Genomic DNA, 21,694 nt, shown 5'->3' on the forward strand with positions numbered 1-21,694 from the left:
TCAGTAGGCGTTGGCCACGACCAGGTCCTGTGCCGGGAACAGCGTCAGCACCCGGCACCCCTCCGGCGTGACCACGACCTCCTCCTCGATCCGAGCCGCCGAGAACCCGTCGCTCGCCGGGCAGTACGTCTCCAGCGCGAACACCATCCCGGCCCGCAGCTCGATCGGCTCCCGCATGCTGTTGAGCCGCGAGATGATCGGCCGCTCGTGCAGCCCGAGCCCAAGCCCGTGCCCGAACTGCAGCCCGAACGCCGCCATCTCGTCCTCGAACCCGAACTCGGCGGCCGTCGGCCACACGGCGGCCACCTGGTCGGTCCCCACACCCGGCTTGATCATGCCGATCGACGCGTCCATCCACTCCCGCGCCTTGGCGTACGCCTCCCGCTGCGCGGCCGTCGCGCTCCCGACGCCGAACGTGCGGTAGTAGCACGTCCGGTAGCCGTTGAAGGAGTGGATGATGTCGAAGAACGCCTGGTCACCGGGCCGGATCAGCCGGTCGGAGAAGTTGTGCGGATGCGGGTTGCAGCGCTCGCCGCTCACCGCGTTGACCGCCTCCACCTGGTCGGAGCCCATCTCGTAGAGGCGCTTGTTGACCAGCGCGACGATCTCGTTCTCCCGGATGCCGGGCTTCAGCACCTCCAGGACGTCCTGGTAGACGCCGTCCACCATGGCGGCGGCCTGGGTGAGCAGCATGATCTCGTCGGTGGACTTGATGACGCGGGCGTCCAGCATGAGCTGCTGGCAGTCCACCACCCGTAATCCCTGCCGCTGCATCTCGAACAGGAACGGCGGCTCGACGATGTCCACGCCCACGGGCGCGCCGTCCAGCCCGGCGTCGCTCAGCAGGCCCTTGAGCTGGCGGACCGCGTCGGCCATCAGCCCGGCCGTGGGGGCGATGGCGCCGCGCAGGCCCAGCATGCCCGCGTGGCAGTCGGCGGGGTCCAGCCACGGGCTGTGCAGGCGGTGGTGGCGGGCGGCGGAGCCGAAGTCCCAGAGTTTCGGCGGGACGTCGCGGGCGAGCAGGGCGTACCTGGTCATCTTGTCGCCGAGGGCGCCGCCGATCCAGGTCTGGGTGACGTACCTGATGTTGTAGAAGTCGAACAGCAGGAACGCCCCGCACTCGCTGCCCTCCAGCGCGGCGCGGGCGCGGCGCAGCCGGTGGTCCCGGAGCCGGTCGAAGTCGACGCGCTGCTCGTAGTCCACGGACATGTGCCCGGGCGAGGGCAGCGGCCCGATGACCGGCCCGGTGATCGGCCCGGTGATCGGCGCGCTCACGAGCCGAGCCCGTCGTCCACGGCCACGTCCTCGGGCTTGAGCTCCAGCCCGGAGGCGGCGGCCTGCAGGTCGAGCAGGATGGCGAAGTCCTCGCCGGTCCGGCCGGTGCCCACGGCGGCCTGGACGAGCTGCGCGGTGAGCGCGGTCACCGGCATGGGCACGTCGAGGGCGCGGGCGGCGGCCAGGCCCAGGTCGAAGTCCTTGCGCAGCAGGACCGGGGTGAACGTGGGCGTGTAGTCGAGGTGCACGAACGCGGGCGACTTGTAGCGGGTGAACGCCGAGCCCACCACGCTGTCGTTGAGGAACTCCAGGAACGCGTGCCGGGGCACCCCGCCCTTCTCGGCCAGCACGGTGATCTCGGCGAGCGTCTGGGTGACGACGCCGAGCAGCAGGTTGTGCGCGATCTTCACCAGGCGGGCGGTCTCGCCCTCGCCCGCGTACGTGGCCGAGCGGCCGAGCCGGGCCAGCAGCCCGGCCACCCGGTCGTAGGTCTCGCGCGGCCCGGAGCAGACGATGCTCAGCAGGCCGGCCCGCACCACCTTGCCGTTGCCGCTGACCGGCGCGGCCAGGAACTCCGTGCCGTTGCGCGCGCACGCCTCGCGGGCGGCGGCCGACGCCTCCGGGGAGATCGTGGAGCAGTCCACGACCACGCCGGGGCCGCCGTCCCCCAGCAGCTCGCCGAGGACCTGCGTGAGGTCGGCCGAGGTGGCGACCATGGTGAAGACGACATCGCGGTCGCGCAGCCCGGCGATCGTGTCCGACACCAGCGCGCCGTGCTCGCGCAGCGGCTCCGCCTTGGCCCGCGTACGGTTCCACACGGCCAGCTCCACGCCGTCCCCGGCCAGCCGCGCGGCCATGGGGAAGCCCATGCGGCCGGTGCCGATCCAGCCCACCCGCCGTAGTCCTGCAGTCATCGGAAGTCGCCTTTCGCGAGCCGCTGGGCCAGCCAGTCGGCGGTGTAGGGACGGTGCCAGGGGGTGAGGTTGGCGCAGCCGTGGTTGCCCTCCTCCAGCATGAGCAGCTCGCTGTCGCCGCCCGCCGCGGTGGCCAGCCGCTCGGCCTGCCGCCAGGGGATGAGCCGGTCCTTGCGCCCGAACACGACCAGCAGCGGCGCGGTGATCGCCTGCGCCGAGCCCTCCATGGTCAGCGTGTACGCGATGCGCCGGGCCTCCTCCTCGGTGGCCGCCCGGGCCCTGACGCGGAAGGACTCCCTGGTCAGCTCGGGCAGGCCGGACCAGCAGTCGCCGAAGTCGTACGGCCCGGCGAGCGCCACGCACGCCTTGACCCGGTCACCCACGGCCGCCGCCACCCGGGGCGCGTAGTACCCGCCCAAGCTGACCCCCCACACCCCGATCCTGGACGCGTCGATCCGCGGCTCGGCGGCCAGCGCGTCGAGCAACGCCTTGCCCGGCTGGGTCCAGTCGGCCCTGATCGGCAGGTCGTACTCGGCCTCCCCCTGCCCGGGCCCGTCCACGGCGAACGTGGCCAACCCTCGCTCCAGGAAGAGCTGCTCGACCACCCGGTGCTCCTCCTTGGCCGAGTCCAGCCCGGACAGCATGAGCACCGCCGGATGCGGCCCGGGCCCCGGGGGCAGCCGGAGGATCCCGACGAGCGCGGTGCCCTCGAAGCCGACCTCGACCCGCCGGCCCGGCGGGGACAGGTGAGGCAGGGCGTCGTCGAGGCAGGCCACCGCCCGCAGGTGGGCGCGGCGCATCTGGCCGGGGTCGGCCACGAACACGAACTTGGCGAAGTGGAAGTAGAGGGCGGCCTGGGCCAGGTGCCCGCCCGCCGACAGGTGCCGGCCGGTGGCCAGCGCCTGCCGGCCCAGCTTCTCGTGCTCGGCGGCCACCGCCGACCAGGCGGCGCACCAGCCGTCCCAGTCGTCCAGGTCGCGGGTGACGCGCTCGAAGTCGGAGGCGGTCACACCGTTGGCGGTGAACCGGGGTCCCCAGTGCGCGACGGCGGACGCGACTCGCTCGTCCACGATGGATCACCGACCTTTCCGCCCAGGTAGAGCGAGGCGATCTCGGGGTTGTCCCGCACGGCGGCGGCGGTGCCGGTCAGGCGTACCTTCCCGCCCTCCATGACCACGCCGTGCGTGGCCAGGCCCAGGCCGAGCCGGACGTTCTGCTCGACGAGCAGCACGGTGGTGCCCGCCCGGCCGAGGTCCTGGACGACCTCCGCCACGCCGGCCAGCCCGCGCGGGTCCAGGCCGAGCGACGGCTCGTCGAGCAGGACGAGCCGCGGGTCGAGCATGAGGCACCGGGCGATCTCGACCATCCGCCGCTGGCCGCCGCTGAGGTTGCCGGCGTGGTCGCGGGCGCGCTCGGCGACGATGGGCAGGCGCTGCTTGACCTGGTCGAGGCGCTCGCGCAGGAGCTTCTTGTCCCTGCGGATGAGGTAGCCGCCCATGAGGACGTTCTCCTGCACGGACATGGCGGGGAACAGGGCGTGCGACTGCGGCACCTGGGCGATGCCGCGGCGCAGGATCTCGTCGGGAGCGCGCCCGCCGATGGGCTCGCCGTCCATGCGGATCTCGCCCTCGGTGGGGACCAGCAGGCCGCTGATGACGCGCAGGACCGTCGACTTGCCCGCGCCGTTGGGGCCGACCAGGCAGGTGATCGTGCGCTCGGCGCACTCCAGGTCCACGCCGCGCAGCACGCTGCCGCCGCCGTAGCCTGCGACCACCGCCTTGAGCTGCAACATCTATCTCACCACCGGCATCCAGTCGGTCCCGAGGTAGGCGTCCAGCACCGCCGGGTCCTCCCTGACCAGCCCCGGCGGCCCTTCGGCGATCAGCCGGCCGCCGGCCAGCACCGCGACCGGGTCGCACAGGTCGAGCACGAGCGGGATGTCGTGCTCGACGACGAGGAAGGTGACGCCGGCCGCGTTGAGCTCGCGGATCACCTCGGTGATGCGGCCCAGCAGGCTCGGGTTCACGCCGCCGGCGGGCTCGTCGAGCAGGATCAGCTTGGGCTCCAGCATCAGCACCTGGGCCAGCTCGACCAGCTTGCGCTGCCCGTACGACAGCGCGCCGGCCTGCTGGCCGGCGAAGCGGCCGAGCCCGACCAGGTCGAGCAGCTCGCGGGCGCGCTCGGCCTCGTGGCCGCGCACGGCGTCGGACAGCATGGTCCGCCAGCGCGAGTCGGCCAGCGGGGCGACCACGTTCTCCCGTACGGTCAGGTCGTCGAACAGCCTGGTCACCTGGTACGACCGCCCGAGCCCGAGATGGCAGCGCCGCCACGGCCGCAGCCGGTCGACGCGCCGCCCGTCGAACCAGATCTCGCCGGAGTCGGGCGGCAGCCCGCCGGTGACCAGGTTGAACAGCGTGGTCTTGCCCGACCCGTTCGGCCCGATCAGCGCCGTGATCGTGCCTTGCCGCACGTCGAGCGAGACGTCGTCCACCGCGACCAGGCCGCCGAACCGCTTGGACACCCCGCGCACCGACAGCAGCACGTCCCTCTCGACCGGGACCGGGGGCACCCGGTCACGGGCGACCGGCCGTTCGATGTACTCCACGGGCGCCGGATGCCTGCGCCGCCACCACTCCCCCACGGTCGGCAGCAGGCCCTTGGGCAGGAACAGCACCACCAGCACCAGCGCGCCGCCGAACAGCAGCACCCGCGACTGGACGCCGCCCGCGTAGACGGTGGCCGCCTCGCTGACCAGGTTGACGGCGAAGGCGCCCACGACGGGCCCGTACAGGGTGCCCCGGCCGCCGGCCAGGGCGGCCAGCACGATCGTCACGCTGCCGAGGATGGCGAAGGAGCCGACCGGGTTGATGTAGGTCAGGTAGTAGGCGTAGACGCCGCCGGCCACGCCGATGAAGAAGGCGCCGGCCGCGTACGCGACGATCTTGAAGCGGGTGGTGTTGACGCCGATCGAGGCGGCCTTGCCCTCGTCCTCCCGGATCGCCACCAGCCCGGTCCCGAGCTTGGTACGCCTGATCCACGCGCTGAACAGCACCGTCAGCACGAGCAGCAGCAGGAAGGCGTAGTAGAACGGGATGTTCTGGAAGTCGCGGTGCCAGAACGGCAGCTCCAGCGTGATCCCGTCCGAGCCGCGCGTCAGCCCCCTGGAGTTGACCGCGATGATCTGCGCCGCCAGCAGCATCGCGATCGTGATGATGACGAACGCGTGGCCGCGCGTCCTGAGCACGACCGCGCCGATCAGCACCGCGATGACCGTCGCGACCACCCCGCCGAGCGGCGCCACCCACAGCGGGTTGACGCCCCACCGCAGGGCGAGGATGCCCACCGTGTACGACCCCACCCCCAGGAACATGCTGTGCCCGAGCGAGATGTAGCCGGCGTACCCGGAGATGATGTTCCAGCTCGTCGCCTGGATCGCCAGCAGGAACCCGAGCAGCAGCACCGCCTGCGGGTACGGCTGCCACGGGTTGACGACTGGGTAGAGGAGCAGCGCCGCCAGGCACGCCCCCGCGACGAGGTGGGCCCGCCTCATGGCGCGTCCTCCCGCAGCCGCGCCCCGAACAGCCCCTGGGGCCTGACCAGCAGCACCGCCATGATCACCAGGTAGAACACCAGCGTGGACCAGCCGAGCGAGCCGTAGGTGGCGGTCAGCGTCTCGGCCAGCCCGAGGATGGCCGCGCCCGCCAGCGCGCCGGGCAGGCTGCCCAGCCCGCCGAGCACCACGATCCCGAGCAGCCGCGAGATCCACTCGTAGTGCGAGGCCGGGAAGAAGGGATAGAGCACCGACAGGATTGACCCGCCGACCCCGGCCGTCGCGCTGCCGATCGCGAACGCCAGCGCCGCCGTGCCCGCCGCGCTCACCCCCACCAGCGCGGCGCCGGACGGGTTCTGCGTGGCGGCCCTGATCGCCCGCCCGGTCCAGGTCCGGTCGAGCACGTAGTACAGGACCGCCAGCACCCCCATGGCCGCCACGAACCCGAACACCTGCGCCTTCGGCAGCGACACCGACCCGACCCGGAACGACTCCTCGAAGTACGACGGCCCGGCCGACTTGAACTTGTTGCCCGCGGTGAGGTTCAGCACCCCCTCGATGACCAGCGCGAACCCGAACGTCAGCAGCACCGACATGGACGGCGACGACCCGCGGATCCGCGAGACGAGCAGCCGGTACGACAGCCACCCGAACCCGAACATCATCGGCGTGGTCACCACGGAGGCCACGATCGGGTCGATCCCGGTCCGGTTCCACAACCACCACGTCACCATCGCCACCAGCACGAGGAACGCGCCCTGCGCCACGTTGATGATCCGCATCACCCCGAAGATCAGCGTCAGCCCCGACGCCATCAGGGCGTAGACCCCGCCGATCAGCAGGCCCAGCGCGACCGCCTGCGCGAAGTGCGCCATGGCTCACTTCCAGTCCGGCTTGGGGTTCACCACGGTCCTGGTGGTGGCCAGCTCGGGCGGGCCGACGACCTCGACCTTCCCGCCCTGCCACTGGGCGAGCAGGAAGCTGCCCTTCGGCTCGCCGTTCTCCTTCCAGCTCAGCGGGCCGAGCAGGGTCTGCACGGTGTTGGCGTGCAGCCAGTCCTTGATCCGGTCCTGGTCGATCGCGCCGACCGCCTCGACCGCGGCCTGCAACACCTGCGCGGCGGCGAACGCGTCGGCGGCGTCCTCGGCGGGCGCGGCGTCGTGCGCCTTCCGGTACGCGGCCACGAACTCGGCGTTCAGCGGCGTGGTCGCCTTCTCGTTCCAGCTCACCGTGTAGAAGACGCCCTCGGTGTTGGCCGGGCCCACGCCGTCGCTGTACTGGCTGGAGTTGCTCGGGGCGGAGGTCTGGAACAGCAGCTTCGGCGAGAACCCGAGCTGCTTGAGCGAGCGCACCATGCCGACGCCGTCCTCGAACACCGCGCCCTGCGCGACCAGGTCCGGCTTCCGGTCGGCCAGCGTGCCGGCGACGCTCTGGAAGTTCGTGGTGTCGGCCGGGTAGACCTCGCTGTAGACGGTCTTCACGCCCAGCGCTTCGAGCTGCTCCTGCATGGACTTGATGACGGGCAGCGCGAACGGGTCGTCCTGGCTGGGGTAGGCGGCCGTCTTGGGCCGGTCGGCTTCGGGCAGCGACTTCACCCAGTTCACGAACACGTCCGCCTGCCGGGGAGCGGTGGCGGGCTGGGCGAAGAAGAGGTAGTGGAAGCCGCGCGCGAACATGTCCGGCGCGCCGCCGGCCGGCTCCACGAAGACCATGCGGTTCTTCTCGGCCACGGCGGAGGCCGGGTAGTTCAGCAGCGAGGAGAACGTGCCGAGCAGCAGGTCCACCTTGTCCTGGGTGATCAGCTTGGTGTAGTCGGCGACCACGGTGTCCTGGTTGCTCGCGTCGTCGACGATCTTCAGCTCGACCTGCCGGCCCAGGACGCCGCCCTTGGCGTTCACCATGTCGCGCCAGATCTCGTAACCGCGCTTGGCCTCGCTGCCCGGCTGGGCGAAGTCCCCGGTCAGCGGGAGCGAGACGCCGATGACGACGGGCCTGCTCCCCTCGCCCGCCCGGGTCTCCGACGGGCGCTGCCCGCACGCTGCCAGGGCCAGGGCGACGGCCGCGACGACCGTCACGGCCAGGCGGGCACGGCGGGCGGGGGGTTGGGCGCTCATGAGCCCTCCTTCGCTGAGCTTTCGCGTCCCCCGCAAACGATTGCACTGCCCTGGAGCATCCGTTTCCATGCGGTTACTGTCAAGACCTGAAGGCGTTGTCATGCAAACGAGTGCACGGATGGAGTGGTCGGTCGTGCGGGGAACTCTGGTGGTGGGCGCGTTCAGCCCGTCCGTGCTGCTGCGCACCGGCCGGCGGCTCGGCCTGGTCGATCCCGGCGTCCGCGAGGTGCCGGTCGCCTCCTCCCCCGCCCAGTTCGCCGCCCTGCTCGACGGGGACATCGGCGCCGCGCTGACGAGCCCCGACAACGTCATCGCCTACCGCTTCGTGCCCGCCAACCCGCTCGGCAGGACGGCCGACGTGCGGATCGTCTCCGCCGTGGACCGCGGGCTCGGCCTGGCGCTCTACGCCCGCCCCGGGCTGAGCACGGCGGCCGAGCTGGCGGAGGCGTTGTCCGGCTCGGCGGCGGGGTCCCCGACGGGCCCGTCAGGGGGCTCGCCAGCGGGCTCGGCGGTGGGCTCGGCAGGGGGCTCGGCAGGGGGCTCGGCAGGGGGCTCGGCAGGGGGCTCGGTGGTGAGCGATGCCGTCGGGGTGGACGTGCCGGGCTCGGGGTTCGCGTTCGCGCTCTACGCGGCGCTGGAGGCGATCGGGCTGCGGCCGGGCGACTACCGTACGGTCGCGCTCGGGTCCACGCCCCGCCGCCTGGAGGCGCTGCTGGGCGGCCGCTGCGCCGCGACCATGCTCAACGCGGGCGCCGACCTGCGGGCGCAGGACGCGGGCGCGGTGCGGCTGGCCGGGGTCCCCCGCCCGTACCTGGGGACGGTGCTGTGCTCGCTGGGCCCGGACCCCGCGGTCCGCGACCTCGCCGCGGCCCTGCGCGCCACCGCCCGGGCCATCGTCGGCGGCGAGGCGGACGACGTCGTCACCGAGGAGGCCGCCGCGGCGCTGCGCCTGCCGCCCGCCACCGCGGCGCGCTACCTTCAACGGCTGAAGGACCCCGGCGAGGGCCTCGTGGCCGACGGCCGGGCGGACGCGGCGTCGCTGTCCACGGTGCTCGGCCTCAGGCGCCGCTACGGCGACGCCCCCGGCGGCGACCTGCTCGACCAGGGTTTGCTCGACTCACCGGACTCAGGAGAAGATCGCGGCCGATGACCAACCCCAGCCCGCCGCCGGCCCCGACACTCCGCGACGTCGCCGAGGCCGCCGGCGTCCACACCGCCACCGCCTCGCGCGCCCTCAACCCCAAGACCCGCCAGCAGATCAGCGCCGAGACCGCCCGCCGCGTCATGCGGGCCGCGCAGGCGCTCGGCTACCATCCCAACTCGGTGGCCCGCAGCCTCAAGACCTCCCGTTCCAGCACGGTCGGCCTGGTCATCCCCGACCTCACCAACCCGCTGTTCCCGCCGATCGTGCGCGGCGTGGAGAGCGTCCTGGAGTCCGACGGCTACAACGTCTGGATCGTCAACACCGACAACGACGAGGAGCGCGAGCGCGCCACGATCGAGTCGCTCCGCTCCCGCCAGGTCGAGGGGCTCATCATCGCCACCGCCCGCCTGGACCACCCCCTGCTCCGGCAGCTGCACGAGCAGGGGGTCACCATGGTGCTGATCAACCGCCAGGTCGAGCACCTGCCGCTCCCCGCCGTCACCGGCGACGACGCCACGGGCGTGGCCGCCGCCGTACGCCACCTCGCCGGCCTCGGACACACCAGGATCGCCCACCTGTCCGGCCCCCTCACCACCTCCACCGGCCGCGTCAGGTCGCAGTCCTTCCGCCATGCCGTCCGCGACCTCGGCCTGGCCGGTGACCTGGTGGTGGAGTGCGCCCGCTGGAACGAGGAGGACGGCGCGGCGGCCATGCGCGAGCTCCTGGCCAGGGCCGGCGACGTCACGGCGGTCGTGGCCGGCAACGACCTCATCGCCCTGGGCTGCTACGACGTCTTCGCCGAGCGCGGCCTGTCCTGCCCCGGTGACGTGAGCGTGATCGGCTTCAACGACATGCCGTTCCTGGACAAGCTCCGCCCGCCGCTGACGACGGTCGCGGTGCCGCACCACGAGCTGGGGGCCGAGGCCGCCCGCATGCTCCTGGACTGCATCGACGAGCCGGACCGCCCCGCGCGCTCGCTCCTGCTGCCGGTCTCTCTGGTCGTACGCGGCTCCACGGCCCCGCCGCGAGCTTGATCACCCCCGCGTGGCGCACCGATTTCACCGTCACTCTCCGTTACCTTGCGAGGTGGATGGGGGGATCTGTTGTGAATGGTTCGTGGGCTCCAGTGTCCCGGAGGCTGTTCGTCACCGGCCTGTTCGCCGGTCTGGGCGCCGCCCCGGTAGTGGGCACGGTGATGGGCGCGGTAGCGGGAACAGCGGCGGGCGCCGTCACGGGGCGGCCGTCGAGGGGCGTGGTGCTGCGGGCCGCCCCCGCGACCGTCTCGCTGGGCCGGCGCACGGTCTCGACCTGGGCGTACGACGGCATGCTCCCCGGCCCGCTCATCGGGGCCACGGCCGGCGGCGTCGTACGCGCGAGGCTCGTCAACGAGTTGCCCGCGCCGACCACCGTGCACTGGCACGGCATCAGGATCGACCCGAGGATGGACGGCGCCCCCGGCTACTCGCAGGCGGCGACCCGGCCCGGCGGGATGTTCGACTACGTGTTCACCGTGCCCGACCCCGGGACGTACTTCTACCACTCGCACGTCGGCATGCAGAACGACCGCGGCCTGTACGGCCCGCTGATCGTGGCCGACCCGCGCGAGCCGCTCGGGTACGACGAGGAGTTCACGGTCGTGCTCGACGACTGGCTGGACGGCGTCAACGGCACCCCCGACGACGTCCTGCGCAGGCTGAACGCCTCCACCACGCACGACGACACCATCCGCAGCCACGTGCTCGGCGGGGTGGCCGCCGAGCTGCGCCACCCGTACTACCTGGTCAACGGCCGCACGGCGGACGACCCCGCGACGTTCGCCGCCCGGCCCGGCAGGCGCGTGCGGTTCCGGGTGATCAACGCGGCCGCCGACACCGCCTTCCGCGTCGCGCTCGGCGGCCACCGCATGACCGTCACCCACACCGACGGGTTCCCCTGCTCGCCCGTCACCGTGGACACGTTCCTGATCGGCATGGGCGAGCGCTACGACTTCGTGACGACGCTGGACGCGGGGGCCTTCCCCCTGGTGGCGATGGCGGAGGGCAAGGCGGGCCGGGCGTTCGCGGTGGTGCGCACCACGCGCGGGGCCCGCACGCCCGAGGCGAACGCCAAATGGCCGGAGCTCGGCCGGCAGAGACTGAAATATCAGGACCTGGACGCACGGCCCAGCGACCACCTGCCCCGCCCGTCCAGGACCGTCACGGTGACGCTCGGCATGCGCCCGTCGGGCAACGAGTGGACGCTCAACGACCGGCTCGCCGCCGACCCGCTGCGGGTGCGCGTCGAGCGGGGCGAGACGATCCGGATCGTCGTGGACAACAAGTCGCCCATGTGGCACCCGATGCACCTGCACGGCCACACCTTCCAGGTCCGCTGGACGGGCCGGCGCGGGCCGCGCAAGGACACAGTGAACATCCTGCCGCGCGAGCGCCTGAACCTCGACGTGCTGGCCGACAACCCCGGCGAGTGGATGTTCCACTGCCACAACCTCTACCACCAGGAGCAGGGCATGATGGGCGTCCTGGGCTACGGCGAGGCCCCGCCCGGCACGGGACACACCGGCCACGGCACCGGTGCCGGCGCTGGCTCTGGCACCGACCGCCCGGAGCCCCGGCCCCGCGCCGCCGCGCACGGGCACGCGCAGGGCCGCCGCTGATCCGTCGCCGCTGATCGGGTGGGGTTGAGGGGCTCAGGTGCCCCCGCCGGCCACCATCTTCCCGACGCTCTCGGCCGCCGCCTGCTCGAACGCCGCCGCGACCGCCGTGCCCAGGAGGTCCCGCCCGGCGAGCTCCGCCGCGCGCTTCCGGTCGGCCCCCGGGAACGCCTTCCCGATCAGCCGGCACGCGTGCGCCAGCGAGACCAGCGGCACCGTACGCGCGTCGGGCTCGGCCCCGGCCAGCGCGGCGAGCACCCGCTCCCGTACCGACTCCCTCAGCGCCGGGTCCGCCTCGGGGAACAGCTCCTCCTTGAACACCTTGAGGTACGTGCGCCGCTTCACGGTGACGGCCCCGCGCCCCGCGAGCCGCTCCAGCAGGCGCTCGCGCCGCCGCGGCGTCGACATGGCGGTCCACCAGTCGCCGAACTCCGGCGGCTCCTCCGGCACGGAGAGCTTCCGCAGGACCCCGTCCAGTTCCGCGTCCCCCACGGGGGCGGGGTCGGTCACGCTGAGGCGCCCGTCCCGGAAGGCGAGCCGCTCCAGGAGGACCAGCTCGGAGAGCACGGCCGCGCTGAGCGCGTGGTCGAGCATCTCCGGGTGGACGAGCGGGTTGCCCTTGGGCCGGTAGGCGAGCAGGAGGAGCTCTTCCGCAATCAGAACGTCCATGGCTCCCAGACTGTCGCATCCGCCCGCCCGCGCGCGCATCCCCGCCACCGGTCTTGCGACGTGACCCCGCGCTGCGGAAGGATCACCGAATCGAACCCCCCACGCATGCATGACGACTGGAGAGGCCTGTCGTGCGCTCACAACAGAACATCGAGCAGTTCGGTTACCGGCAGGAGTTACGTCGCGGGGTCGGGCAGACCGACCTCGTGTTCTACGGCCTGGCGTTCATGGTGCCCATCGCGCCGTTCGCGATCTTCGGCACCGTCTATGCGGAATCCGGCGGGATGCCGGCGCTGGCGTACCTCGTCGGGATGATCGCGCTGCTGTTCACCGCCGCCTCGTACGCGCAGATGGTCAAGGCGTTCCCCCTGTCGGGCTCCGTCTACAACTACGCGGGCCGCGGCATCGCCCCGCCGGTCGGGTTCCTGACCGGATGGATGGTCCTGCTCGACTACCTGCTCGTCCCGAGCCTGCTCTACCTGGTCGCCTCCGTCGCCATGCACGCCAGCGTGCCGGAGGTCCCCGTCTGGGCCTGGGTGCTCATCTTCGTGGCCGTCAACACGGCGATCAACCTGCGCGGCATCCGGATGACGGTCAAGCTCACCAGAATCATGATCATCTTTGAGCTCGTGGTCCTGGCGGTGTTCCTGCTCATCGGCATCTGGGCCCTGCTCCAGGGCAAGGGCAGCGGTTTCGGCCTCTCCCCGCTGTTCAACCCGGAGACCTTCTCCTGGCCGGTGATGTTCGCGGCGGTGTCGGTGGCCGTCCTGTCCTTCCTCGGCTTCGACGGGATCAGCATGCTGGTGGAGGAGTCCACCGGTGGTTCGGCGCAGGTGGGCAGGGCCATGCGGCTGGCCCTCGTACTGGCCGGCGTGCTCTTCATCACCCAGGTCTGGGTCGCCGCCCTGCTCGTGCCCGAACCCGCCGGGCTGCCGGCCGGGGCGAGCGACACGGCGTTCTACGACGTCGCCGCCGTCGCCGGCGGCGAGTGGCTCAGGCACCTCACCTCGGCCGCCACCGCGCTCTCCTGGGGCCTGGCCAACACCATGGTCGCCCAGGTGGCGGTCTCGCGGCTGATGTACGCGATGGCCCGGGACCGGCAACTTCCGTCGTTCCTGGCCAAGGTCTCGGTCAGGCACTCGGTCCCGACCAACGCCATCGTGTTCGTCTGCCTGCTGTCGGCCGGCCTGGGCATCTGGACGGCCGGCCTCCGCGACGGCATCTCCCTGCTCCTCAGCCTGGTCAACATGGGCGCGATGGTGGCGTTCATCGTGCTGCACGTGTCGGTCATCGTGCACTACTCGCTGCGCGTCGGCTCGGACAAGGTGTGGTCGCACCTGGTCGCGCCGCTGATCGGGGCGGGGATCCTGGTCTTCGTGGTGATCAACGCGAACGTCCTGGCGCAGTTCCTGGGCCTGGCCTGGCTCGTCGTCGGCGTGGTGGTGATGGCCGTCCTGTACGCGCTCGGCCGCCGCCCGGCCGTGAAGGGCATGACCATCGGATCGGGATCCAAGTAGCGAGCAGCAAAGGACCTGCGTCTCATGAACCGGCTACCGCTCCACCAGGACCTGTACCTCATCGCCCACGACCAGGCCGGCAAGCTCCTGACCCACCAGTCCTCGCTGGCGCTGGGGCTGGCTGGGGCGGCCCTCCTCGACGTGATCCTGGCCGGCCGCCTCACGCTGTCAGCCGGCCGCGTGACCGGGGGCCCCGCCGGTTCGGCCCTCCCCGCCGGTTCGGCCCTCCCTGACGGGACCGGCGCCATCGCCGACGACCTGATCGCCCTCACCGCGCGGGATGGCGACACCGGACCGGAGACGGGCGTCGGACGGGAGACGGGCGCCGGGCGGGGGGTGGGCGCCGGGGTTCTGCTCAAGCGGGCTGCGGCCGACGGCATCAACGACCGTACCCGGGAGGAGCTGCTCGCCTCGGGGGTGCTCGTGCGGGTGAGCGGGCGGCGCATGGGCATGCTGCCGTACACGCGGTACCAGCTCGCCGACATCGCCTCCGTCGTACGCGCCTCCTCGGGGGTGCGCTCGGCGGTCGAGGGCTGGAAGGCGCCGGACGCGCGCTGCGCCGGGTTGTGCGGGCTGGTGGCGGTGCTGCGGCTGGAGGCGGAGCTCTACCTCGACCGGCCGGCGAGCCGGCTGGTCGGTCACCTGCGCGAGATCGCCGCCACCGCCACCCCGCCCGTCGGCGAGCTCGTGGAGATCGTGGACACGCTCGTCGCGGAGGCGGCCGTCGCCGTGTACCGCTAGCCAGTACGTCCAGCCAGTACGTCCAGCCAGTACGTCGTTGCCCCTGTACCACTGTCCGTTGCGTAGACGATGCCCTATATGCGAGTTACGCTCCGCTGGCTACCAGTCGGGGGACTCTCAACGAGCATGGATGGGGGGCATTCATGAGCTACACGCTGTTACGCGGCAGCTTCGTGATCCGGTATCCGGATCTGCCGCGCCAGGGCCCCGAGCCCGACGGCGACACCGTCAAATTCCTGCCCGACTCTCCGGCCCTGGTCGAGGCGCTGCCGCGGCGCTCCGGCACGCCGCCGAACATCAACCGCCGCGGCATCTCCGTACGTCTGGAGGCCGTCGACGCGCTGGAGACCCACTTCGAGGAGACCCACCAGGAACTGGCCGGGGCCGACGCGGCCCGCGACGAGCTGCTGCGCCTGCTCGGCTTCACGAACGTGCGCTTCTGGGAGGACCTGCCGAACAAGGTGCGCTCCGCCGACCAGGACTCCCTCCGCGGCCACGTGCTCACCAACGGCATCGACGGCAACGGGCGCCTGATCGCTTTCGTGTACGCGGGTGATCACCCGGGGGCGGACGGGACCACGGTGTTCGTGGACGGGCCGCTCGTGGACCGTTCCGTGAACGCGCAACTGCTGGCCGGCGGGCTGGTCTACCCGGCGTTCTACGCCACGCTGCCGGCCGAGCTGCGTACGCACCTGGCGGAGGTGTCGCAGGCGGCCCGGCGCAAGGCCATCGGCATCTGGCCTCGCTCGGCCGGCGACCCGAACGGCGCGGCCACGGTACGGGACCTGGAGGAGCTGGAGCGGCTGGTGATGTGGCCGAAGCTGTTCCGGCGGATCGTGCCGTACCTGGCGGCGGGGTTCACCGGCTTCGACGGCTTCGACGCCTGGCTGCGCGCGGACCCGGTCAACCGGGACGACGAGCTGTTCCTGATCCCGAAGCTGGAGCGGGGCAACCTGCACGACGTGGTCAAGGGGACGGGACAGCAGATCCAGCTCACGATGTGGCCGGAGGACTTCATCATCAGCCCGGACCCGGCGCCGCCGGGGACGCCGGTCAAGCCGCCGCTCGTCGCGACGGGCGACCTGCTCATCGTGGCGGCCCTGCCGGACCCGGTGGGGGCGGACCGGGGCAACGAGACCGTCACGCTCCTCAACCTCACGGCCGGCCCGATCGACCTGTCGGGCTGGGCCCTGTCGGACGCCGCCGGGGGCCGCAAGACGCTGGCGGGCCCGATCGAGGGCGGGGCCGCGCTCCGGGTGACGCTGGACGGGGCGGTGCAACTCGGCAACCAGGGGGACACCATCGTCCTGGTGGATCCCCAGGGGGTGTCGATCGACCAGGTGACGTACAAGGCGGACGCGGTCAGGGCGGGCCGGACGATCTTCTTCGACCGCTGACCACCGCACGGCGCCGGGGCCCGCCCCCGGCGCCACCCCTGGCGTTCCTTGACGGAAGGGGCCCGCTGTCTTCGCGCCGCACCACCGCACTTTCGGCTGGTGTCCCTTGGGGTGGGAGGCGCGGCCTTCCGCCGTGCGACGCGCTGTCGCACTCCGGCCGATGTCCCTTGGGGGGAACAGGAGGCGGAGGTGGCCGGCGGGCCGGGGGCCGGTGCGGGCAGGGCAGGGCGCGGGCCGGGCGAGGCGCGGGCCGGGCAGGTCGGGGCGGGGCGGGGCGGTCGGGGCGGGGCGGGGCGGTCGGGGCGGGTCGGCGCGGGGTCAGGGGAACAAGGACTGGATCTGGGAGACCACCTCGACGATCACGGACACCTCGGCCGCCCGTACCGACAGCCGTTTGAGCGCGTCCAGGATGCGGGACCGGTCCGGCTCCGCCTCCTCCAACTCCCGCCGCACGTCCCCCACGTCCCGCCGCGCCCGCGCCGGCTCGGTCAGGGCGGCCTCGTGCTCCGTGAGCAGCCGCTCCAGCACGTCCAGCAGCCGCCCGGCCTCCACGCCCGCCGCCGGCCCGGTGTTGTGCACGGTGTTGTGCACGGTGGCGCGGGCGTGCGGGCCCATCGCGATCGGCCCGCTGACGTTCCCGCCGCTGATGTGCACCCCGTAGTCGTTACCGCCGCTCATAACAGCCTCCCTGCCGATCACTCACGGTCGCGCGCTGTTGTGGACCGTTGCCGCCGCGTGCGGGCCGAAGGCGATGGGGCCGCTCACCGTGCCGCCCGCGCCCACCGTCACCGTGTTCATGGTCACCCCGGCCGCCTGCAACCGGTACGCCCCGGTCTCCACGTCCCGCTCCTCCAGGAAGTCCAGGACCGCCTCGGTGAGCCGCTGCTCGATCATCCTGACGTACTTGGCCACGTCGAGCACCTGGATGTAGGTCTGCAGGTCCTCGCTCGCCCCCAGCTCGCGCACGCTGCGACGGGCCCCGTACGGATACACGATGTGCTTGCGCGGATCGGGCTCCGTCATGTTCTGCCGCACGGCCTGCACGCCCGTCCGCACCACCCGCAGCGGCGCCGCCAGCACGTCGCGCAGCAACCGCAGCCGCAGGACCTTGACCGCCTCCCACGCGACCCGCCCGCCCGTCATGGTGGGCAGGCGGTCCACCACGTGGTACGGCCCGAACACCGGAGGCAGCACGGTCACCACGAACTGCGTGTAGAGCATCCGCCCCTCGACGGCGAGGTAGATGAACGCCGAGGTCAGCGCCTCCTGGTCTTCGGCGGGCGCGACGAGGTTGCCCTGGAGGTCGCGGATCTCCTGGCCGGCGTTGTTGATCGTGACCCGCTGGTAGTAGCGCACCCCGCCCTGCGGGTGCCGGGCGATGGCCGCGATCTCCTCCGGCGTCGCCTGGAACCTGGGCAGCCCGTCCTTGCCGATGAACGGATGCGGCACCGCCTCGCCGTGCCAGTCCGCGACCGTGAAGAGCCCGCGCGTCACCACGTGGTCGCCGAGGTCCAGCCGCTGGATGCCCTCGTTGGGGCGCAGCACCCGGTCGCGCATCTCCACCAGCCGCCGCCGGACGAAGGCGTGCAGCTCCACCGGATCGATGTCCACCGGGTCGTCGCGCCGCCTGCTCCCCATCGCGTCGCGCACCCGGTCCAGCTCGACGGCGATGGACCAGCTCCGCTCGATGGACCCGGCGCCCATGAACGCGTCCTCGTTGCCGTACATGGTGACGTTGCCCCACTGCGCCCGGCGGAGGTAGTCGAGGCGGCGGCCGGTCTTGGGATGGGTCGCCCGCGTGTCCGGCTCGGGCGTGCCCGGCCTGAGCGAGCCGGCGAGGGTCAGGTAGATCGCGATCCGGTACACGACCGCGACGCCGAGCGTGACGACCGGTACGAGCAGCACCTGCATCAGCGAACCGGCGCCCGCCCCGAGCAGCCCCAGCGGGGTGCTCTCGACGCCGTAGATCTCGGCGAACGACGCCTGCCCGTCGGTCAGGTCGTTCACCGTGGCCACGACCTGGGCGAGCAGCACGAGGAAGAGCAGCACGAAGACGGCATAGGCCGCCCAGAGCCAGATCAGCAGCCGCACGAACAGCGGCCCCCGCCGGACCCGGCGCATGGTGAGCAGGGCGAAGGGCACGAGCGCGAACACCCACGCGATCGTGCTCAGCGGCGCGAGCACCAGCCCGAGGACGAGGATCGCGGCGATCAGGCAGTCGCGCACGAGCAGCATCGCCCGCGAGCGCCGGCAGTGGTGGATCACCGGCATCACGTCGAACCCGCCGTAGGATGGCGGGACCGCGCGGTACGGATCGGTCAGCAGCTCGTCGAGCACCCTGTCGCGAAATCCGCTGTCGAGGTACGCGGCGGCGCAGAGGTAGCGCGTCACGTTGCTCATCCGGGGACCGCCGGTATTGACGACCATGACCCTCTCCCGTCGTTTATCGGGGCGCGGGGCGAGCATATGAGCGACGATTGCTTCGAGGGTACGTTGTTATCAAATAGTCTCGTGCCGGCCGGGAAAGCGAGGGGCTATCCACAAGTCGGGCATCCAGCATTTTGCCCCAATTTCTTGTGATATTCCGGGAGGGTGCTTTGGCGTACGAATCGGGCTCCAACCGCTTCTGCCGGCGCTGCGGATCACACGTCGGCACCCTCGCCCAGTGCCCCCGCTGCCGCGCCCAGCAGACCCCGCAGGGCGCCGAGCCCCCCGCGACGGGCGACGATCCGGAGCCCCTCAGGCTGCGGCGGAGCCGGTCCTGGCGGCGCCCGCCGGCGCTGATCGGCCTGGTCGTGGCCGCTCTGGCGCTCGCCCTGACCTGGTGGATCGTGGCCGCCGACCAGTCGGGGCCGCAGCAGGTCCAGGGCGCGGGCCAGGGCAGGGCCCCGGCCCCCGCGAGCCCAGGGGCCGGCACCGGGACAGGCACGGGAGCCAGCCCAGGAAGCAGCCCCGAGACCGGCCCCCAGACCAGCCCCGAGACCAGCCCGGGGACCGGCGACGGGGGCACGCCCTCCCCTTCGAGCCGGGTCGCCCGGCAGCAGGCCGAGGCGATGGACGAGCTGCTGTCGAGCAGCAGTTCGGCCCGCTCCAACCTGTCCGAGGCCATCACCGACGCCACCCGCTGCGAGCGCGGCGGCGTGGAGACCATCCGCGACATCACCGGCAGCCGCCGCGACCAGCTCGCCGCCGCCAGGGCGCTCGCCGTAACCGCGCTGGCGGGCGGGACGGAGCTCAAGGGCGCGCTGGTCGACGCGCTCGACGCCTCCTACGAGGCCGACGCCGCCTTCCTGGCCTGGGCCCGCCGCCACGTGGCCGCCGGCTGCACGGGAGCGGTCACGAGCGACCGCGACTACCGGCTCGGCCTGGACCGTTCCGAGGCGGCCCAGAAGGCGAAAACCCGATTTGTCAGGGCATGGCGTCCGATCGCGGAAACGTACCATCTGACCGTCTGGAAGCCAGATCAGATCTGATCTCCGATATTTCCGACTAAACAGAAAATATGGTTTTGTCGGCGAATTAGCGGCAGTTCAGGTTGATCGCGAGAGCCGCGCGTCGGAGACTGGGCGTCCGACCAGTGAACGAAGGAGTCCGTATGTTCATGTTCATGCCGCGCTCTCTGTTCAGGCTGGCGGCCGGCGCGGCGGCAGGATATCTGTTCGCCGTCCGCCCGTGGCACCTCCGCTGGGGTGCCGACGACCGCGAGGCGCACGCCGAGATGCCCGGCGACGACATCGTCCGGCACGCGCAGTACCAGGCCACCCGCGCCATCACGATCGACGCTCCCCCGGCCGCCGTCTGGGCCTGGGTGATCCAGCTCGGCGGCTACCGCCCCGGCGGCACCTTCGACCGCCCGGCCGGGCAGGAGGCCGAGCAGGGGCTGAAGGTCGGCGACGTGCTGCACGGCGCGGCGGACGGCAGCGGTTACGTCGTGGAGCAGATCAACCCGCCGCACACGCTCGTGCTGGCCCTGCGCGGCACCGACGCCACCACGTCCTGCTCCATCTCGCTGCGCGACCTGGAGGACGGCCGGACCCGGATGATCTTCCGCCTGCGCATCCGCGCCCAGCCCAACCTGCGCGGCACCGGTTACCTCGCGATGATGGACGTCGGCGACTTCGTGACCATGCGCCGCCAGATGCTGACCATCAAGGAGCGCGCGGAGTCCGCCCGCTGACGCCGGCGCGGACGGCGACCGCCCCGGGGGGAAGGCCCCCGGGGCGGTCGTGGTTGACGGCAGTGTTGACGGCAGTGCCTCCGTGCGCTTACGGTTCCGGCGATCGGCGAAATATATCGTCACGATGCCGAAATTTTCGGAGGCACCATGTTACGAGGAGTTGTCGCGATCACCCTGCTCGGCCTCCCGGCGGCGCATCCGGCCCAACCAACCGATCCCCCGGCCATCACGGTGAACGAGCGCCTCCGCCACCAGGAGATCGACGGCTTCGGCATCTCCCAGGCGTTCCGGCGCAACGAGCTGCTCAAGGCCCTGTCGGCGGAGCAGCAGCGGGAGGTCCTCGACCTGTGGTTCGACCGGGAGAAGGGGGCCGGGCTCAGCATCCTGCGGCTCGGCATCGGCTCCTCCCCCGCCGGCAGCCCGTACGACCACATGGTCTCCATCCAGCCCGAGGACCCGGGCGGCCCGGACGCCCCACCGAAGTACGTCTGGGACGGCGACGACAACAGCCAGGTCTGGGTGGCCAAGGAGGCCCAGCGGTACGGGGTCAAGCGCTTCTTCGCCGACGCCTGGAGCGCCCCCGGCTACATGAAGGACAACGGCGACGACAAGAACGGCGGCACGCTCAAGCCCGAGTGGCACCGCGCCTACGCGAACTACCTGATGGCGTACACGAAGTTCTACGCCAGGGAAGGCATCAGGATCACCGACCTCGGGTTCACGAACGAGCCCGACTGGACGGCCACGTACGCCTCCATGCGCTTCACCCCCGAGCAGGCCGCCCAGTTCGTCAAGGTCCTGGGCCCGGTCGCCAAGGGCGTGAAGGTGGCCTGCTGCGACTCCTTCGGCTGGAACGAGGCCAAGGCGTACACGGCGGCCATCGAGGCCGATCCCGAGGCCCGCCGCTGGGTGAAGACGCACACGGGCCACACCTACGCCAGCCCCGTGGACGCCCCGCTGCCGACGGACAGGAAGACCTGGATGTCGGAGTGGAACCCGAACGGCAACACCTGGAACGAGAACTGGGACGACGGCAGCGGCTACGACGGCTTCACGATCGCCCAGGCCGTGCACGACGCGCTCACGCTGGGCAACGTCAGCGCCTACGTCTACTGGCTGGGCGGCTCGCGCGGGGCCACCAGGGCGCTGCTGCAGCTCGACGAGGTGGCCAAGACCTATCACGTGTCGAAGCGGCTGTGGGCGCTGGCGGCGTACAGCAGGTTCATCCGGCCGGGCGCGGTGCGGCTGGACGCGTCGGCCGCCGACCCGGCGCTGAAAGTTTCAGCGTTCCGCAACCCCGACGGCTCCCGCGTGATCGAGGTGCTCAACACCGGCACCGCCCCGGTCACGTGGAAGGGCGTGCGCGGCAGGGCCACGGCCTACGTGACCGACACCGACGACTCGCTCACCCCGTCGGCCGTGCCGAACCGCACGGTGACGCTCCAGCCGAGGGCGCTGACGACCATCGTCGTACGGTGACTCCGGCGTGAGCCCGGGCCCCCCCCCCCCCCGGGCGCCCCCGCCTCCGCGGGAAGAAGGGCTCGCG

19 protein-coding genes are annotated in these 21,694 nt (G+C 72.1%); 9 read left to right on the plus strand and 10 right to left on the minus strand.

The genetic code is table 11. From position 1 onward, the window contains the following. The 7 genes from AB0J69_RS55400 to AB0J69_RS55430 are packed head-to-tail and all read right to left on the minus strand — an operon-like array spanning window position 1 to window position 7,853. Complete coding sequence (locus AB0J69_RS55400) at window positions 1–1,275, minus strand: Xaa-Pro peptidase family protein (RefSeq protein ID WP_364136194.1); 1,275 nt, start codon at window positions 1,273–1,275, stop codon at window positions 1–3. Continuing rightward, the gene (locus AB0J69_RS55405; protein ID WP_364136196.1) at window positions 1,272–2,189 is read right to left on the minus strand and encodes an NAD(P)-dependent oxidoreductase; all 918 of its coding nucleotides are present in this window, start codon (window positions 2,187–2,189) and stop codon (window positions 1,272–1,274) included. The genes AB0J69_RS55400 and AB0J69_RS55405 overlap by 4 nt, the downstream gene beginning before the upstream one ends. Beyond that, the gene (locus AB0J69_RS55410) at window positions 2,186–3,259 is read right to left on the minus strand and encodes an alpha/beta fold hydrolase (protein ID WP_364136198.1); all 1,074 of its coding nucleotides are present in this window, start codon (window positions 3,257–3,259) and stop codon (window positions 2,186–2,188) included. The genes AB0J69_RS55405 and AB0J69_RS55410 overlap by 4 nt, the downstream gene beginning before the upstream one ends. Beyond that, on the minus strand, window positions 3,196–3,981 hold the full coding sequence (locus AB0J69_RS55415; RefSeq protein WP_364136200.1) for an ABC transporter ATP-binding protein: 786 nt from the start codon (window positions 3,979–3,981) through the stop codon (window positions 3,196–3,198). The genes AB0J69_RS55410 and AB0J69_RS55415 overlap by 64 nt, the downstream gene beginning before the upstream one ends. Continuing rightward, entirely contained in the window at window positions 3,982–5,739 is a 1,758-nt protein-coding gene (locus tag AB0J69_RS55420) for a branched-chain amino acid ABC transporter ATP-binding protein/permease (RefSeq protein WP_364136202.1), read from the minus strand. It abuts the gene before it with no gap. Next, window positions 5,736–6,614, minus strand: coding sequence for a branched-chain amino acid ABC transporter permease (locus AB0J69_RS55425; protein ID WP_364136204.1), 879 nt, complete (start codon window positions 6,612–6,614; stop codon window positions 5,736–5,738). The genes AB0J69_RS55420 and AB0J69_RS55425 overlap by 4 nt, the downstream gene beginning before the upstream one ends. Window positions 6,615–6,617: 3 nt before the next feature. Then, the gene (locus AB0J69_RS55430) at window positions 6,618–7,853 is read right to left on the minus strand and encodes an amino acid ABC transporter substrate-binding protein (RefSeq protein ID WP_364136206.1); all 1,236 of its coding nucleotides are present in this window, start codon (window positions 7,851–7,853) and stop codon (window positions 6,618–6,620) included. A 133-nt stretch (window positions 7,854–7,986) separates the two neighbouring features. Between AB0J69_RS55430 and AB0J69_RS55435 the strand changes: the two genes are divergently transcribed. The 3 genes from AB0J69_RS55435 to AB0J69_RS55445 all read left to right on the plus strand — a co-directional run bounded on the left by AB0J69_RS55435 (window position 7,987) and on the right by AB0J69_RS55445 (window position 11,650). Continuing rightward, window positions 7,987–9,003 carry a hypothetical protein gene (locus AB0J69_RS55435; RefSeq protein WP_364136208.1) on the plus strand — a complete coding sequence of 339 codons (1,017 nt, stop codon included), beginning with the start codon at window positions 7,987–7,989 and terminating at the stop codon, window positions 9,001–9,003. After that, entirely contained in the window at window positions 9,000–10,031 is a 1,032-nt protein-coding gene (locus tag AB0J69_RS55440) for a LacI family DNA-binding transcriptional regulator (protein WP_364136210.1), read from the plus strand. Before AB0J69_RS55435 ends, AB0J69_RS55440 begins: the two co-directional genes overlap by 4 nt. Window positions 10,032–10,123: 92 nt before the next feature. Next, entirely contained in the window at window positions 10,124–11,650 is a 1,527-nt protein-coding gene (locus AB0J69_RS55445; protein WP_364136212.1) for a multicopper oxidase family protein, read from the plus strand. Window positions 11,651–11,683: 33 nt separating this feature from the next. Here the strand turns inward: AB0J69_RS55445 and AB0J69_RS55450 are convergent, their stop codons facing one another. Then, on the minus strand, window positions 11,684–12,316 hold the full coding sequence (locus AB0J69_RS55450) for a GPP34 family phosphoprotein (protein ID WP_364136214.1): 633 nt from the start codon (window positions 12,314–12,316) through the stop codon (window positions 11,684–11,686). A 131-nt stretch (window positions 12,317–12,447) separates the two neighbouring features. Here AB0J69_RS55450 and AB0J69_RS55455 point away from each other — a divergent pair, with 131 nt between their 5' ends. From AB0J69_RS55455 to AB0J69_RS55465, 3 genes are all read left to right on the plus strand, one after another. Then, window positions 12,448–13,833: an APC family permease gene (locus tag AB0J69_RS55455; RefSeq protein ID WP_364136216.1), complete on the plus strand. Its 1,386-nt coding sequence runs from the start codon at window positions 12,448–12,450 to the stop codon at window positions 13,831–13,833. Between the two features lie 24 nt (window positions 13,834–13,857). Next, window positions 13,858–14,574, plus strand: coding sequence for a GPP34 family phosphoprotein (locus tag AB0J69_RS55460; RefSeq protein ID WP_364136218.1), 717 nt, complete (start codon window positions 13,858–13,860; stop codon window positions 14,572–14,574). A 143-nt stretch (window positions 14,575–14,717) separates the two neighbouring features. After that, complete coding sequence (locus AB0J69_RS55465; RefSeq protein ID WP_364136220.1) at window positions 14,718–15,971, plus strand: lamin tail domain-containing protein; 1,254 nt, start codon at window positions 14,718–14,720, stop codon at window positions 15,969–15,971. Between the two features lie 318 nt (window positions 15,972–16,289). Here AB0J69_RS55465 and AB0J69_RS55470 read toward each other — a convergent pair whose 3' ends face one another. Together AB0J69_RS55470 and AB0J69_RS55475 are read right to left on the minus strand one after the other, a co-directional pair. After that, entirely contained in the window at window positions 16,290–16,649 is a 360-nt protein-coding gene (locus AB0J69_RS55470) for a hypothetical protein (RefSeq protein ID WP_364136222.1), read from the minus strand. A 21-nt stretch (window positions 16,650–16,670) separates the two neighbouring features. Continuing rightward, window positions 16,671–18,398, minus strand: a complete 1,728-nt coding sequence (locus AB0J69_RS55475; RefSeq protein ID WP_364136224.1) for a hypothetical protein — start codon at window positions 18,396–18,398, stop codon at window positions 16,671–16,673. A 170-nt stretch (window positions 18,399–18,568) separates the two neighbouring features. On the opposite strand from AB0J69_RS55475, the gene AB0J69_RS55480 reads away from it, so the two are divergent. The 3 genes from AB0J69_RS55480 (at window position 18,569) to AB0J69_RS55490 (ending at window position 21,627) form a co-directional block, all read left to right on the plus strand. Further along, window positions 18,569–19,444 carry a hypothetical protein gene (locus tag AB0J69_RS55480; protein ID WP_364136226.1) on the plus strand — a complete coding sequence of 292 codons (876 nt, stop codon included), beginning with the start codon at window positions 18,569–18,571 and terminating at the stop codon, window positions 19,442–19,444. A 134-nt stretch (window positions 19,445–19,578) separates the two neighbouring features. After that, a complete protein-coding gene (locus tag AB0J69_RS55485; protein WP_364136228.1) occupies window positions 19,579–20,148 on the plus strand; it encodes an SRPBCC family protein in 570 nt (189 codons plus the stop codon). A 147-nt stretch (window positions 20,149–20,295) separates the two neighbouring features. Continuing rightward, window positions 20,296–21,627, plus strand: coding sequence for a glycoside hydrolase (locus AB0J69_RS55490; RefSeq protein ID WP_364136230.1), 1,332 nt, complete (start codon window positions 20,296–20,298; stop codon window positions 21,625–21,627). Window positions 21,628–21,694 lie beyond the last annotated feature (67 nt).

Origin of the sequence: Nonomuraea sp. NPDC049709 (assembly GCF_040674815.1) — a bacterium.
GTDB lineage: Bacteria > Actinomycetota > Actinomycetes > Streptosporangiales > Streptosporangiaceae > Nonomuraea.